The 15,625-nt window shown below is 53.4% G+C and carries 11 protein-coding genes; 3 read left to right on the forward strand and 8 right to left on the reverse strand.

Annotation, left to right across the window (positions count from 1 at the left end; translation table 11 throughout):
• The first annotated feature begins 31 nt into the window (after positions 1-31).
• Positions 32-1,027 (forward strand): LysR family transcriptional regulator, encoded by a 996-nt coding sequence (locus ACY2RQ_RS06595; RefSeq protein WP_490112169.1) that lies wholly within the window; start codon positions 32-34, stop codon positions 1,025-1,027.
• Here the strand turns inward: ACY2RQ_RS06595 and ACY2RQ_RS06600 are convergent.
• The 6 genes from ACY2RQ_RS06600 to ACY2RQ_RS06625 all read right to left on the reverse strand — a co-directional run bounded on the left by ACY2RQ_RS06600 (position 972) and on the right by ACY2RQ_RS06625 (position 8,562).
• Complete coding sequence (locus tag ACY2RQ_RS06600; protein ID WP_490112170.1) at positions 972-1,391, reverse strand: hypothetical protein; 420 nt, start codon at positions 1,389-1,391, stop codon at positions 972-974. The genes ACY2RQ_RS06595 and ACY2RQ_RS06600 overlap by 56 nt on opposite strands.
• A 44-nt stretch (positions 1,392-1,435) precedes the next feature.
• Positions 1,436-2,326, reverse strand: coding sequence for an amidohydrolase family protein (locus ACY2RQ_RS06605; RefSeq protein ID WP_490112171.1), 891 nt, complete (start codon positions 2,324-2,326; stop codon positions 1,436-1,438).
• A 2-nt stretch (positions 2,327-2,328) separates the two neighbouring features.
• Positions 2,329-5,397 (reverse strand): D-2-hydroxyglutarate dehydrogenase YdiJ, encoded by a 3,069-nt coding sequence (gene ydiJ / locus ACY2RQ_RS06610; protein ID WP_490112172.1) that lies wholly within the window; start codon positions 5,395-5,397, stop codon positions 2,329-2,331.
• Positions 5,398-5,574: 177 nt separating this feature from the next.
• The gene (locus ACY2RQ_RS06615; protein ID WP_490112173.1) at positions 5,575-7,092 is read right to left on the reverse strand and encodes a tripartite tricarboxylate transporter permease; all 1,518 of its coding nucleotides are present in this window, start codon (positions 7,090-7,092) and stop codon (positions 5,575-5,577) included.
• 10 nt (positions 7,093-7,102) lie between these two features.
• Positions 7,103-7,606, reverse strand: a complete 504-nt coding sequence (locus ACY2RQ_RS06620) for a tripartite tricarboxylate transporter TctB family protein (protein WP_490112174.1) — start codon at positions 7,604-7,606, stop codon at positions 7,103-7,105.
• Positions 7,603-8,562 carry a tripartite tricarboxylate transporter substrate binding protein gene (locus ACY2RQ_RS06625; RefSeq protein WP_490112175.1) on the reverse strand — a complete coding sequence of 320 codons (960 nt, stop codon included), beginning with the start codon at positions 8,560-8,562 and terminating at the stop codon, positions 7,603-7,605. The genes ACY2RQ_RS06620 and ACY2RQ_RS06625 overlap by 4 nt, the downstream gene beginning before the upstream one ends.
• 453 nt (positions 8,563-9,015) lie before the next feature.
• Between ACY2RQ_RS06625 and ACY2RQ_RS06630 the strand changes: the two genes are divergently transcribed.
• Complete coding sequence (locus tag ACY2RQ_RS06630; RefSeq protein ID WP_490112176.1) at positions 9,016-9,981, forward strand: LysR family transcriptional regulator; 966 nt, start codon at positions 9,016-9,018, stop codon at positions 9,979-9,981.
• Between the two features lie 214 nt (positions 9,982-10,195).
• Here the strand turns inward: ACY2RQ_RS06630 and ACY2RQ_RS06635 are convergent, their stop codons facing one another.
• Entirely contained in the window at positions 10,196-11,644 is a 1,449-nt protein-coding gene (locus ACY2RQ_RS06635; protein WP_490112177.1) for a sulfatase family protein, read from the reverse strand.
• A 55-nt stretch (positions 11,645-11,699) separates the two neighbouring features.
• A complete protein-coding gene (locus tag ACY2RQ_RS06640; RefSeq protein ID WP_490112178.1) occupies positions 11,700-13,784 on the reverse strand; it encodes a 3-hydroxyacyl-CoA dehydrogenase NAD-binding domain-containing protein in 2,085 nt (694 codons plus the stop codon).
• Between the two features lie 284 nt (positions 13,785-14,068).
• Between ACY2RQ_RS06640 and ACY2RQ_RS06645 the strand changes: the two genes are divergently transcribed.
• Positions 14,069-15,610, forward strand: a complete 1,542-nt coding sequence (locus tag ACY2RQ_RS06645) for a class I adenylate-forming enzyme family protein (RefSeq protein WP_490112179.1) — start codon at positions 14,069-14,071, stop codon at positions 15,608-15,610.
• Positions 15,611-15,625 lie beyond the last annotated feature (15 nt).

A 15,625-nucleotide genomic window follows, 5' to 3' on the forward strand; every position in this document is an offset into this window, starting at 1 on the left:
TCCTTGCCCACTACTCCATTTGGGAACCCTGGTGAATTTACGACAGCTCAAATATTTTATTGCGATTGTCGAAGAGGGCAGCTTCTCCAAAGCTGCCCTGACTCTGCGTATTGCCCAACCGGCCCTGAGCCAGCAGGTAGTCAATCTGGAGGATACTCTTGGCACCCAGTTATTGATCCGCTCCCCCCGGGGTGTATCCACTACGCCAGCCGGAGACGTGCTCTATATGCATGCCCGGAAAATCACCGCCCTGCTTCGCCAGGCTCAGGATGATGTCCGCCATGAGGGCAACAGTCCAAAAGGGGAAGTCGCCATGGTAATTCCCCCCATGCTTTCAGATCATATCGCGCCTCTGCTGATTTCTCACCTTGAAGAGTATTACCCACAGGTACAGCTGCATCTGTTTGACCCCCGCAGCCTGGAAGGTCACACCATGGTGGAAACCGGCCGGGTGGATCTGGGGCTGCTGGCGAGCCATTCCCTGCCCAAAGAGGGCAATATTATCCCTTTGTACCGCGAACCCATCTATTTTGTCACCAGCAGTGAATATGACACCTACGGGCAGAACAGCCCTATCGACTTCCAGGATGTCTGCCAGGCACCTCTGGTATTAAGCCATAAATCCCACTCCCTGCGCTCACTGGTGGAGAAAACCGCGAACAGCAGAAAGCAATCTCTGAATATCCGAATGGAGACTGAGTCCTCCCGGCTGTTAAACACTTACCTCTGCAACGGCCTGGCCTGTGCCATTCTGCCCTGGCCTTCCATTCATAAAATGGTCCATCGGGGAGAAGTCGTTGCCCGACAGATTGAAAACCCGGAACTGCACCGCACCATTTCCCTGGTCTGGGCAAAAAACTATCCCTTGAACACCGCCTCCGCCATTGTCCGGGACCTGGCCCTGGAGCTGGTTCGAGAACTGTTTGACACTGGTATTATTAAAGGGCAGTGGATGGCACCGGAATCCTCAGTCAGCGAGGATCTGGCGCAAATGATGAGCGCATCTGAGCTGCCCACTTGCCGTTAACATTGGCGATCACCCACAGGGAACGGAAACTGGCCAGCAGCGAGTCGTCAACCCGATACCGATCTATGCGAATATCCATGTGAACCTTGTCGTCTGATGCATGCATCACATGCATTTCTCCCCAGTGGGTGTGATGCCACTCGCTGCCGGCACGTTTATGAAAATCCTCAAAGTACTCTTCGATACTGGTCCAGGTTTTCAGTACACCATTAGTCAGGCGGTAATGGGGGAAGTGCAGGGATTCCGCCAGCGTTCTATGGTCAGCGTTATTCAGCCCTTCCAGGTGACGCTCCATGGCCTTTCGGGCTCCAGCAATCGCCGGTTGATACTGTTCGCAGGAAGGGGGGCAAGTAAATACAGTCATCCAGTTATCCTTATTCTGTTCATTATTATCAGTGTGTTCGGTGACTATTTTAAAGCATCCGGAAATCCATAAAGCCGGGCCGGATTGGCCACCAGGATTTGATGTTGTAGATGTTTATCCGGAGCCCAGAGTTCCAGCATATCCAGAAGACTGCCGTCGCCAGGCATGGCAACCGGAATATGGGGATGGGGCCAGTCGGACGCCCATACCACCCGCTCCGGGTTCGCTTCAATAATGGCTTGGGCGACCTGTGTTACATCGTGATAGGGAGCCTGTTGCTCTCCGGTAAAGCGATAGGCACCGGAAAGTTTAGCCCAGGCCTTGTTTTCCGACATCAGCCTGAGCATGTCCTGAAAGCCCGGGTGATCCATGCTTTCAGAAGTTGGCATATGGCCCATATGGTCAAACACTACATTGACCGGCAGCTCCATCAGACTTTTGTAGAGATCAGGAAAACTTGAAACATCAATCAAAAGCTGCAGATGCCAGCCAAATTCGGAAATTTTATCTGCCAGTCGGCTTATATCCGAGACATGCACATCCGATTTGAACAACAGGTTCACGCGCACACCTCGCGCACCCTGCTGATGCATCTGGATCAGCTCATCCCTGGTCACATCTTCATTCACCACAACTACGGCGCGAAAACTGTCACCGCCAGCAACTGTCGCTTCCAGCGTAGCCCGGTTATCGGTGCCATAGACGCTGGGCTGCACAATCACTCCCCGGTCAAAACCAAGAGTGGAGAGCATTCGCTGATATTTCTCCAATGAAGCCGGAGGCGGAGTGTAGGTCCGGTTTTCCACCAGCGGATAACTCTCCAGGGGGCCGAAGACATGGGCATGACAGTCACAACTGCCACGGGGTACAGAAAGAGCAGAAGGCGTAAACGGCCAGTGCGGGCCTGCACATACGGGAATGCTTGAATTATTCATTGCTAAGTGCTCTCTTTCACAATCTTCAGCAGCATCTGAGCCGGATGGGGCAACGGGTACTGAGCAAACCGTTTCACCTGACTGCGACAGGAGTAACCAGTAGCCATCAGTCGTCCCTGGTTCTCAGGATTTTGAAGCACCTTATCCCAACTCAGTTTGTAGATAGTGCGGGAGGTTTCAAGGTTACGGGTTTCGTGACCATAGGTTCCGGCCATACCGCAGCAACCGGTGGCTACAGTCTCCAACTTTAGCCCCAAAGCCTGAAAAATACTCTGCCAGTTACCACCGGCAGCGGGGTAGCTGGTTTTCTCGGTACAATGCGTCAGCAACTTGAACGATGATTGAAATCTGGAGTCCCCCAGGGGCTGCAGAAATGCCGCCCCGGCAGACGACAACCATTCCTGCAGCAGTTGAACCTGGGGGATATCGCTCTTGGGCAGGGCCTTTATATACTCCTGCCGCCAAACCAGTGTTGTGGTGGGTTCAATACCCACCAGGGGAACGCCAAATTCCGCCAGCTGTTGAATCTGCTCAACAGACTTTCTGGCGGTTTTCTCAAATGCGGAAAGGAAACCATGGACGTGCAGCGCCTTGCCATTGGCGACAAAGGGTGCCACAAACACCTTAAAGCCCAGCCTCTGTAGCAGATCACCGCAGTCCAGCACTAGCTGGGTTTCAAAATAACTGGTAAAGGCATCCTGAACAATAATGACTGACTGACTTTTCTCCTCCTTCGAGAGAAAGGCCAGCTGAGCCGGGTCAGCAAATGGAATTCCCAGAGCGACCAGCCCGGATTTCAGACTGTGGTTGCACAGAGGTGGGTTGTCTTCCATGCCCAGCAGTTTGCGGAACAGGGCTTTACCCGGTGTAGACTGGGTCACCGCGTTATACAGCCAGGGCCAGCGGGCCAGCGTGGGTACGGTAAACTCCAGGCTGCCTACAAGATAATCCTTCAGCGGGCGCAGATAGCGGCTGTAATAGAGTTCCAGGAACCGGGAACGAAAATCCGGAACATTGACCTTTATCGGACACTGAGAAGCACAGGCCTTACAAGCCAGGCACCCCATCATGGCTCCATGGACTTCATTAGAGAAGTCATACTCACCACGGTTTCTGGCCAGGGTATTTTTAATGCGGGAAGGTAACCCTTTCAGAACATTCTGTGTGCGTAGCTGACTTTGCAGCTCTTGAGGGTCAGCGCCCCGCTCACTTAACTGACGCAGCCACTCCCTGACCAGAGAAGCCCGGCCTTTCGGCGAGTGCTGCCGCTGTCGCGTGCCCTTCCAGGAAGGACACATGGCATCATCAGGGTCATAGTTGTAACAGCCGCCATTGCCGTTACAGTGCATGGCATCGTGATACTCCACCCGCACCGGGGCCGGAATAATACGGTCATGGTCTCCACGGGTGGGAACACCGTCAATCTTCAGCAGCTGAACATCGCGCTCAGCCGGGGTGCAGATTTTGCCAGGGTTCAGCTGGTTACGAGGATCAAACGCCCCTTTGATACGCTGCAGGCAGCCATAGAGTTCAGGACCAAAGAATTCCGGGGCGTACTCTGAACGCACACCCTTACCATGCTCACCCCACAGCAGGCCGTGGTATTTTTTCGCCAGGGCTACTACGCCATCGGTAATTAAACGAACTTCCTGAACCTGCTGCTCATCCTTCATATCCAGAGCCGGCCGCACATGGAGCACACCGGCATCCACATGACCAAACATGCCGTAATCCATGCCCCGGGCATCCAGCAGTGCCCTGAACCCGGCAATAAAGTCCGCCAGGTTTTCCGGAGGAACAGCGCAGTCTTCCACAAACGGCACTGGTCGTTTCTCACCGGCACTGTTACCCAAAAGGCCAACAGCCTTTTTGCGCATACCCCAGATCTTTTTAATATTGTCCGCACCATGCACCAGGGTGTATCTAAAACACTTGCCCGGAGAACCCGTACTTCGGTCCAGTGTTTCTGTCAGAACCTTAAGCTTCTGTGCCAGATGCTCCGGAGTATCAGCGGTATATTCCACCAGATTGATACCCTGGGTGGTGTAACCGGGAACTTCAGGGAAATACTCGCTGACGGTATTCCAGACAATATCGTTCATCGCCAGGTTCAGAACCCGGGCGTCGATAGTTTCAATAGAGGTAGGTCCGGCCTGCATCAGCTGTTGCGCATCCCGCAGGGAAGCGTCAAAACTTTCATACATCACCGTCACCAGGGCCGACTGTTTGGGAATCGGCAGCACATTCAACTTGGCTTCAGCAATAAACGCCAAAGTGCCTTCACTGCCGCACAGCAGCGAGTTAAGGTTAAAACGGCCGCTCTCATCATAGATATGAGCAAGGTCATATCCGGTCAGGCAGCGATTGAGCTTGGGGAAACGGCTTTCAATCAGCCCGTGGTGATCCTGGTGAATAGCATCCACCAACCGATGCAGCTCACCTACCAGGTCCTGACGCTGCTGATACTCCTTCAGTGTCGCCTGTTCTATGGCCTGCGAGTGCCACAGGGTACCGTCCAGCAGTACGCTGTTTAGTTCCAGAACATGATCCCGGGTTTTGCCATACAGGCAGGAACCCTGACCGCTGGCATCGGTATTAATCATGCCGCCGACGGTGGCCCGGTTACTGGTGGAGAGTTCCGGGGCAAAGAACAGCCCATAAGGTTTCAGGGCAGCATTGAGCTGGTCCTTAACTACACCACCCTGCACCCGTACCCAGCGCTCTTCAGCATTAATCTCCAGGATATTGTTCATATGCCGGGAGATATCCACCACCAGACCATCGGTCAAAGACTGACCATTGGTGCCAGTGCCTCCTCCTCGAGGGGAAACCTCCACAGTATGAAACTCCGGCTCACTGCACAGACGGGCAATCAGCTGCAGATCATCAATGTTGCGCGGGTAGAGTACGCCTTCCGGCAGAATCTGATAGATACTGTTATCGGTGGAGAGAACCGTCCGCTCGCCGTAGTCAGCACTGAGATCACCTGTGAATCCCCGGACTTTCAGCTGTTCGATAAACTCCAGATACAGGCGCCGGGTGTCTTCGATTTTATCCAGTTTCGGTATCATGGTTATATTCATCCCGAACACTCACCACCACTTCGCAACACAACCGGAGGCAGAGAGTTCAGATAGGTAGAGAGCCAGACAGAGAGTCCCCTGCTGGCACAATCTCAGCTGCGCCAGCATACGGAACATCAAGTGTTAGGCCGGGCACACTGGTCAAGCCAGGTGCCCGAAAGGCGTTTAAGGGGTATCCAGAATTTCAGGATGGGGATCACGGGTTCTCAGTCTGGCATAGAGTCGAATCACAATGGCCAGTACCGGAATCACAAAGAAGGCCAGAGCGATAGGACGGTCAAAGAACACCATGCCGCCCTGGTCAGTCAGCAGCAGGGACTGACGCAGGGCCTGCTCAGCTCCCGGGGCCAGAACAAAGGCAATCACCGTGGCCGCCGTACTGAAATTCAGGGTTCGCATAAAGTAACCCACCACACCGAAGATACAGGCCACCAGCACATCAAACAGGCTGGAACGTGCGGTGTAAGCAGAAACAAAAGCGATCGCCAGAATAGACGGATAAATCATCCTGGGGGGAATCTTGTCGATAATCCGGCCAATGTAAGCACTGCCAAACCAGCCAATCAGGAAGTACAGGACAATACCGATCAGACCCGCGGCAAAAAGACCGTAAACAATATCACCGGAGGTCTCAAAGATCTGCGGGCCAACCTGGATACCGTGGATCATAAATACACCCATCAGCATCGCGGCAATAGTACTGCCCGGTACTCCCAGAGCCAGCAGAGGAATCATACTGGGACCGGATACCGCATTATTGGCAGCTTCCGGAGCTGCGATACCTTCTACGACACCGGTTCCCCACTTGTCGCCGTTCTTGGCTTTATTACGGCCAGAGCCGTAGGCCACAAAACAGGCCACCGCAGAACCGATACCCGGCAGCAGACCGATAACCGCACCAATGCCCGCACCACGACCGATAAACGGCAGACAACGCTTGACTTCAGCAGCAGTCAGCTTGTCGTCATCAGGATTCTTCGCCTTAACCTCATCATGAGCGCTGCTGTTGCCGAAATTATTCACCGCCTGGGTAAATACTTCGGAGATAACAAACAGGCCGATCAGCAGAGGGACCAGGGAGAAGCCGTTGTAGAGTTCGATCATGCCGAAGTCAAAACGGGGCTCAGAGGTAATCGGGTCGATACCCACCATCGCCAGCATGGCACCCAGCAGCGTGGAAGCGATACCCTTGACGATGGAATTGGAGATAACGCTGCCAATAATCAGGAAGGCACACACGTAGATGGCAAAGTACTCGGGCGGCCCCAGCTGGCGGGTAAAGCTGGCAATAGCCAGAGCACCACAGATCAGCAGGATTTCACCGGTAAAGTCACCAATGGCCGATGCCAGGGAGGCCGTTTTCAGGGCTTTACCCGCCTGGCCTTTCTGGGTCATCGGGTAACCATCCAGAATGGTGGCCGCTGCCGCCGTGGTTCCTGGTGTATTGAACAGGATGGCGGAGATAGAGCCACCAAAACGGCCAGCCTTACCAATCACATAAAGGAAAGCCAGCGCAGACAGAGGATCGATGTAATAGGTTATCGGTACCAGCATGGCGATAGCCGCCGAAGCGGTTAACCCGGGAATAGCACCGACAACAACCCCAAGCAAAGCACCACAAACGATAAACAGCAGAGTGATGGGCTGGGAAAAAATGGCTGCAAAGCCGTTAAGAAGTTCCATGATGTTTCCCTCACTGATCCCTGAACAGATTCATCAGATTGAAAATCTCTGCCGGCGGCTCAAACACCCCCATCAGACCGAAGAACAGGTAGTAAAACACCAGAGACAGAACAACCGGCAACACGAACAGGGCGATACCGCGAACGCCAAACAGGAAGCAGGCGACCAGCAGAGCAACCACAGTCGAAATCACATAACCAAACAGGTTAAACAGCCACAGGTAGAGAGCACAGGTCAGCGCCAGCGGCACAACCTTGCGCAGAAACAGCCCCCCCTTAAAGATACTGATATCACCGGGAGCCTCCTGCTTTTTGACACCCTGGACCACCATAATACAGCCCAGAAGTTCCAGCAGCAGACAGACCGCCTGCGGGAAGAAACGGGGGCCAATGCCCTCATCATAACTATCCATGGGGATAGAGAAGGAGGCATTGAACAAAAAGCCCGCCAGCCCCATCAGAACCAGGCCGGCAATCAGATTGTGGCGCGCGGTAGTCGCGCTTTCGGCAGTCACTTGCCTGCTCCAATTAATGAACTCCAACTGACTTTATCTTGCTGTAACAGAGTTTTGGTCATTTCCGAACCTAAACTTTCGCCAGGTAGACCAGCGGCCGTGAGCAAGCCCTTATATTCTGGATCATTAGCCATATCCAGCACCATCCTCTCTAATGTCTTGAGGGTGTCTTCACGGATACGCTTGGGAGCCATCACCACAATGGGGGAGTTCACCTGTGTATATTTAACTCCCAGCTCATTAGCGGTGGGAACATCCGGTACGGCAATATGGCGCTCAGGAGAGAGCACCGCCAACAGGCGCAGATCCTTCTCAAAGCCCCTGCCCATATTGGCATTGATAATGCCAAAATCGATCTGTTTACTGACCAGTGCTGAACGCACAGCCGCCCCGCCTTTAAAAGGTATATCCCGAGCAGATACACCATTGCTGTCAATTAACCCAAGACCAGCAACATACCAGACACCCCCTCGACCACTGTGCCCCCAGCGCAACCTGAGCCGGGAGTGTTTCATTTTCTCAAAAAGCTCCGGCAGGGTTTTAACAGGAGAAGAGGCAGGGACAAACACGCCGGCGGTCAGTTCACCGACCGTGGCCACCATTTTAAAGTTATCACTGCCCACAACCTGTCTGTGCTCAAGATTCTTCAGAATCATTGAACCGGCAGAAGCCAGGTACAACGCATAACCAGTGGGCGGCTGGTCTGCCACAAAGCGACCTCCAATAAGACCACCGGCACCAGGCTTGTTGACGACCACGACAGGCTGACCATCGGTGTACTTGGAAGCGACTTTGGAAAGCGCGCGAGCGTAGGTGTCAACTCCGCCGCCAGCTTTGTAGCCGACGACAAGGTTGACCGGGCGACTGGGGAAGTCTGCTGCAGAAGCTGAAACGGAAACAACGGCAAACAACAGTAGTGAAATACGGGAACACCAGGTTCGAAGGTATCGGAACATTATTATTATCCTCATCCGGGGCCATCCATCGGAACCAGCCGTGTCCAAATGACCCTTACCGGGTCGTGTATCAGAACACCTAAAGGACAGATCCCATCAACGGCGGTGGCTTTGGGTGGGCGACTAAGCCCAGTTAGTGGACTCATCAACCCTTTCAATTAGAGAAGCAATTGTTTTTCTGTTGTCGGGATAGTAACAAAGGACAAAAATACGAAAGAAATACTATATGACTATCCCAACTATAAGAAAAAAGTATGAGTAAAAACGAAACGGCCAAAAACTATGGGAACACACCCGATACCGTAGCACCTCCCACGGTCACCGAAAATAGCTCTGGAACTCTCGTGAAAATGCAGACATTCTAAAAAACGCCTGCGTGAGAACACCTAAGGATTCTTGTAAATCCGGGTGCTAAGATGCCGACAAACAAGAACCAGAAAAGGTATTCAATCCGTGAATCTGCGCCAGCTCACCTATTTTATTGCCATTGTTGAACAGGGAAGTTTCTTAAAGGCTGCCAAGGTGCTTCGGATTGCCCAGCCAGCCCTGAGCCAACACATTGCCAATCTGGAAGATGAGCTGGGTACCCATCTTCTGATTCGAACTCCCCGGGGTATTACTCCCACCAGCGCCGGCGAAGTGCTGCTGATGCATGCCCGCAAAATCACCGCACAGTTTCAGCAGGCGAAGGATGACGTACGACTGGAATCCAATACTCCAAAAGGGGAAGTGGCCCTCGCCCTGCCCCCGATGCTGTCAGTGCATCTGGCCCCAAGATTGATAACCCTGCTTGGCAAACAATATCCCCAGATTCGTCTGCGGGTTCTGGAGGCCCGCAGCCTGGATGGCTTTACTCTGGTTGAAAGCAGCCGGGTAGACCTTGGCCTGGTGGCCAGCGCCAAAACTTCTGCTCCCAGCCATCTGCACAGCTGCCAGCTCTATCAAGAGCCGCTGTTCTATATCACCCAGAAAAACCCGAGTACCGAAAAACAACATATGAAACCCATTCGGTTTCGTGATCTGGCCCGCAAACCCCTGGCTTTGAGCCAGGAACAACACGCTATGCGCTCCTCTTTGGAAGAAGCGTCGGAGAAAAAGAAACAACCACTGAATATTACTCTGGAAAATGAATCATCGGCGCTGATTCGCAGCTATATTCGCTATGGTGTCGCCGACTCCGTGATGCCTTGGCCCTCAATTCACTCCATGTATAAGGCCGGTGAGATTATTACCCGGCCGATTGTTCAGCCTGATATTCGCCGCACAATCTTTCTGCTGTGGCTGAAAAATACTCCTCTCAATACCGCATCCTCCATCGTTAAGGAATTACTGATACGGGAAGTCCACACTCTCCATGAAGAAGGCATTATTCTAGGGGAGGAAATAATTACTGCGGAAACTGAAACTGAAGAAGCATGACTGCTATCCGCAGCCAAGGTCGGCTTCACCAACTGACATGGCTACTTTCTCGGGGTGCCCTTTTTTCTTATTGTCTGCATTGTCTCCCTCTAATAACTAAGGCAGTCAACGACTGCCTTAGTTGAATGAACAAGAGCTGAATGAACAAGAGTTGAATGAACAAGGTTTCAAATCCATCCAGATCACACATGCACTTAACTGAATAGATTTTTCCTTACTCGGATTTGAACACAGCGCTCTCACCGGGAGCAGGAGTGGCACCAAATCCTCCACGAGCCACTACAGCTTCACGACCGCCATTCTCTTCCACCAGCCTGGCCTGTTCTGACCTGGCTCTGGCATCTACCTCTTCCGGATCACAGATCTTCCGCAGTTCAGCCTCAAACATGGTGAGCATATCGGCCATTTTCGGATCGCCGGCAATATCCTGCAGTTCTTCCGGGTCCTTCTTCAGGTCAAACAGCTGGGGCGGGAAGCCGACATAATAAACATATTTGAAATAGCCTTTGCGCAGCATAAAGGCACCGCTGATGGCACCGGCGGCATGGTATTCTGAGAAAATCACGCGATCATCATCCGGGTTGGCAGCAATTTCGTTCAGGGACTCACCGGACCATTTCTCCGGGATTTCATCAGCCAGCACACTGGTAATGGTGGCGGCGCCGTCCAACAGGGTTACAGGGGTGTTGCACTCCTTGCCTGCATCAATACCCGGCCCCTTGATAATCATGGGAATACCAGCAGCTTCTTCATAGAAAGTAGATTTACCCCAAAGGCCGCGGGTACCCAGGTTGTCACCATGGTCAGAGGTATAAATCACCTGGGTATCGCCAGCTATACCGCTCTCATCCAGAGCCGCAAGAATCTTACCGATATTGTCATCCAGGAAGGAGCACAGGCCATAGTAACTGGCGGTGGCAATCTTCACCTTCTCGGCGTTAAAGAACTCATCGGAGATCCAGCATTTGCGCCACTGGTCCAGCCAGGGGTGGCTGGGACGATCTTCAATGGCATAGGCCTTGGGCATGGGGATCTTATCCAGATCCGCGTACATATTATAAAACTCTTCCGGTGCAATCAGCGGGAAGTGAGGAGCCACCAGACCGACAAACAGCAGCCAGCCCTGTTCACCGTTGCCATTCTCCTTCAGCCAGTTGCAGCTCAGCTCGGTGATATTACGATCATAACGGGTGTAGGAGCTTTCACCCGGACCAATCTGGTCTGACAGCGCCTTACACTTGAGACGGCGGGGCAGATCATCCCGCACAGAACCCAGCAGATCACCACGGCCACCTACAACGTGCATGGGCAGAATCTGCTCATCAAAACCGGTGTCGTCTTCATCACTGCGATAGTGCAGCTTGCCGATAGAGACACTCTTCATACCCTTGCGCTTAAGTACATGCCCCCAGCTTTCAAAGGCACCTTCATAGGGATGGGCGTTGTCCCAATAACTGGTTTCATGAACATTGCGGCCGGTAGCAAACGCCGCTCTTGCCGGCAGGCAGATAGGTGAGTTGGTGTAGGCCGCATTGAACTTGCAGCCTTCAGCGGCCAGTCGGTCAATGTTCGGCGTTTTAATCATGGGGTGTCCATAGCAGCCTGACGCCTTGGCGGCATGCTCGTCGGACATAATAAACAGGATATTCTTGGCTTTTCTCATCAAATTACCTGAGTAAATATTTATTGGTCTATCAGGTTCAACACATTCAGGCATGTTACCACTGCCCGATTTCGGCAGCGGCTTTTAAAGACACGGATGCCTGCCACCACCGTGAACCATGCTGTTTGGCATAGCTCTCAATTTTGTTGAGACAGCCGGATAAGCCCCGGCTTTGGGCATAAAACAGAGGGCCACCCTGAACCCGCGGAAAACCGTAGCCGTTGGTGAATACCACGTCGATATCCCACGCCCGGGCAGCAATGCCCTCATCGAGAATATGACCGGCTTCATTCACCAGTGCCAACATGCAACGATCCACCACTTCCTGGTCAGAAACTTTTCTTTGGGTTACGCCCTGCTCTTTTGCCACCTGTGTGATTAATGCCAGGGTGTCCGCATCATCCTGCAGGGCACCCTCGACACCATAGTTGTAGAAGCCACGTCCGGTTTTGCGCCCTTTGTGCTCGGATTCAACCAGCCGGTCATGAACCAGGAAAGCCCGCTTTTCATAGGCTCCTTCCGGCAATGAACGGCGCATCATATAACCGATATCCAGACCGGACATATCCGCCACCGCAAAGGGACCCATCGCCATGCCAAACGCAGTCAGGGCACGGTCAACCTGTCTGGGAGTGGCGCCCTCCAGTAAAAGAAGGCCGGCTTCCCGCTGGTAGCACTGGTACATGCGATTACCGATAAAACCATGGCAAACACCACTGACGACACTGGTTTTGCCCATAGATTTAAGCAACTTCTGAACAGCTGCCAGGGTTTCCGGGCTGGTTTTAGCAGCCCGCACCACTTCCACCAGGGGCATCACATTGGCGGGACTGAAGAAGTGAACGCCCAGCATATTCTCCGGACTCTCAACAGCTTCAGCCATTTGGTTAATATCGAGATAAGAGGTGTTGGTCGCCCAGATCACATCCTCACGGCAGAACTGCTGACAGTCCCGGAACAGCTGTTGCTTGACGGCCATATCCTCAAACACGGCTTCAATCACCATATCCACAGCAGCCAGATCGGTACGGTCCTGCACCGGCTTGATCAGGGCCAGTATCTGGTCAGCTTTCTGCTGAGCAAACACGCCGCGCTGCACGGCTTTATCAAGGTTACCCTGAATGTTGAACATACCTTGCTGCAGGGCATCTTTTGAATTTTCCAGCAGTCGAACGTTTACTCCAGCACCAGCAAAAGCCAGCGCAATACCACTGCCCATAGTGCCAGCACCGACAACAGCTACACGACGGATATCAATCACCTTGCCTTCAGGCTTCTGCACAGGCTTTGAAGCGGTTTTCTCAGCAAAGAACAGATGCTGCAAAGCTTTGGCCTGGGGGGATTCCCGCAGCTCAAGAAAGGCACTGCGCTCGGCTTTAAGACCGGAATCCTGCCCCTGTCGTGCGCCGGTAAAGACCGCTTCAAGGGCTGACACCGGTGCCGGCTGACCGGGGAAACGTTTTTTCAACTTGCTGCGCCAGGTATTCAAAACCTCTTCACTGGCCTGTTCCGTCAGGCGACTGATACAAGTGCGTTTCGGGATGGCCTGCCCACCACTGACCAGCTCATCGGCATAACTGCGGGCTTCAGCAAGAAGAGCCTCCAGATCTTCACCGGTGCCAGCAATACGATCCACCAACCCTGAAACCATGGCTTCAGGGGCTTTGACAGGCTTACCGCTAGTGATCATCGACAGGCCTTTCTCCAGCCCCACCAGGGCAGGCAGGCGCTGGGTGCCACCGGCCCCGGGAATCAGACCCAGCTTCACTTCCGGCAGCCCTAAATGGGCTTTGGTCGTGGCCACCCTGGCACTGCAGGCCAAGGCAATTTCCAGACCACCACCCAAAGCCTGGCCATGAATAGCGGCAATCACCGGCTTACCGCTTTCAGCCAGTGCGGAGGTGACGTCAGGCAGTGAGGGGGGCTGGGCTGGCTGGCCAAATTCACGAATATCGGCACCGGCCATAAATGTACGACCATCGCAGTACAAAACAGCGACCTTTATCTGGTCGTCCTGCTGAATACGGTGAACGGCATCCAGCAGCCCGGCCCGCACACTGCGGGAAATGGCGTTTACCGGAGGATTGCTGATACGGATCAGTGCGACTTCGCCGTCTGTCTGGAGCTGAACTTCGGCCATAACCTGTCTCTTTATTGCTTTTGTATGCCGGATTGCTGGTATCAGCAGGAATAACAGCGAAATTAACAAAGCGCCGGTTATCAAAAAAATAGTTTTTTCTGCTGACAGCTATCGGCATTCGTTATACCCCCCCACCGAAACAGCAACCTGAAACCACCCGTCAGGCTATATATTTTTAATATACCTAAAAGATTTATTTTCTATTTTTCATATACACCCCTCTTCACTTAGCCTGTCACCAATGACTGCACAACAATAACAACTCTTAGGGAGACAGCTTTATCATGAACCTGGGCAACCTTGTCAGTCGCAGCGCCCGTTTCTGGGGCCAGCGCATCGCTCTGAAAGATCCCCGCTCCACCCTGACTTTTACCCAGCTGGATGACCGCACTAACCGTCTGGCCCAGGTACTGACAGAACTGGGAGTAAAGAAAGGACAACGAGTCGCAGTTTTCGCATGGAACCGTAATGAAGTGGCGGAAGTGGAAGTCGCCCTGCTTAAAGGCGGCTTTGTCCGTGTCCCCCTGAACGCTCGGCTCTCAACTCAAGAAGCGATCCATACCTGCAAAGATTCCAATGTCCAGGCCCTGATTGTTGACCCGGAACACGAAGATGCTGCCCGCCAGGCCATGGCCGAGTGCGACCAGATCAAAAAGCTTCTGGTGATGGGTGACGAGGGTTGCTACGAGCGGATGCTGGACACTGTCGACGGCCAGTTCAAACCCGTAGAAATGGAGCTCAATGATCTGGCGGTGCACCACTACACCTCCGGCTCTTCCGGCGTACTGAAAGCCGCGGTGCATTCAGTCGGTAACCGCCAGACTCTGTTGCGAAAACTGATTTTCCGTAACAAACTCAGCCCCGATGATCATCAGGTCTGTATTCATGTCGGCCCAATTACCCATGTGTCCGGCATGTCCCTGCTGCCACTGATGGTGATGGGTGACACCAGCGTGATTCTGCCCCGGTTTGATGCAGATAACTTCCTGGAAACCGTGGAGAAAGAAAAAGCCACCCAGGCCTATCTGGTGCCGACCATGATCAACCGTATCGTCACCTCCCCCAATCGGAACAAGTACGATATCAGCACCCTGAACATGATTCGCTACGGGGCTGCGCCTATCTCCCCCACCCGCCTGCGGGAAGCCATTGAGTTCTTTGGCCCGATTCTGAACCAGGCCTATGGTGGCGGTGAGATGTGTTCTTCCGTGACCCTGCTGACCGAAGCCGACCACGCCCGAGCCCTGAACGACAAACCCGAGCTGCTGAAGTCCTGTGGCCGCCCGATGTTTGATACCGAAGTCAAGGTGGTGGACGACCATGGCAATGAAATGCCTGTGGGTGAGCAAGGCGAGCTGGTGGTTCGCGGCCAGGACGTGATGCAGGGCTACTGGAATGCCCCGGACCTGACCGCCGCAGCCCTGAAAAACGGGTTCTACCACACCGGCGATATCGCCTATGCCGACGACGAAGGTTACCTGTTTATCGTCGACCGCAAGAAAGAGATGATCGTCTCCGGTGGCTTTAATGTTTATCCCACCGAAGTGGAAAACGCCCTCTACCACCACCCTGCAGTATTTGAAGCCTGTGTGGTCGGCGTACCCGATACTGATATGGGTGAAGCCATTAAAGCGGTTGTGGTGCTGAAGCCGAACCACTCTGCCAGCGAAGAGGAACTGGTGAAACAGTGTGGCCAGGAACTGGGCAAGTTCAAGAAACCCCATTCCATCGATTTTGTCAACGAACTGCCCAAGAACAACAGCGGCAAGATTCAGCGCAAGGCCGTCCGCGACCCTTATTGGGCGGGCCAGGAACGTCAGGTTTAAGGGCAGGAGCAGAGA

It is taken from the genome of Parendozoicomonas sp. 209JJ7-1 (genome assembly GCF_058147085.1).

Bases quoted from the DNA above. Each gene is read 5' to 3' on its own strand.
- ACY2RQ_RS06645 (WP_490112179.1), top strand. From the start codon at position 14,069: ATGAACCTGGGCAACCTTGTCAGTCGCAGCGCCCGTTTCTGGGGCCAG.
- ACY2RQ_RS06640 (WP_490112178.1), bottom strand. From the start codon at position 13,784: ATGGCCGAAGTTCAGCTCCAGACAGACGGCGAAGTCGCACTGATCCGT.
- ACY2RQ_RS06605 (WP_490112171.1), bottom strand. From the start codon at position 2,326: ATGAATAATTCAAGCATTCCCGTATGTGCAGGCCCGCACTGGCCGTTT.
- ydiJ (WP_490112172.1), bottom strand. From the start codon at position 5,397: ATGATACCGAAACTGGATAAAATCGAAGACACCCGGCGCCTGTATCTG.
- ACY2RQ_RS06600 (WP_490112170.1), bottom strand. From the start codon at position 1,391: ATGACTGTATTTACTTGCCCCCCTTCCTGCGAACAGTATCAACCGGCG.
- ACY2RQ_RS06625 (WP_490112175.1), bottom strand. From the start codon at position 8,562: ATGTTCCGATACCTTCGAACCTGGTGTTCCCGTATTTCACTACTGTTG.
- ACY2RQ_RS06635 (WP_490112177.1), bottom strand. From the start codon at position 11,644: ATGAGAAAAGCCAAGAATATCCTGTTTATTATGTCCGACGAGCATGCC.
- ACY2RQ_RS06615 (WP_490112173.1), bottom strand. From the start codon at position 7,092: ATGGAACTTCTTAACGGCTTTGCAGCCATTTTTTCCCAGCCCATCACT.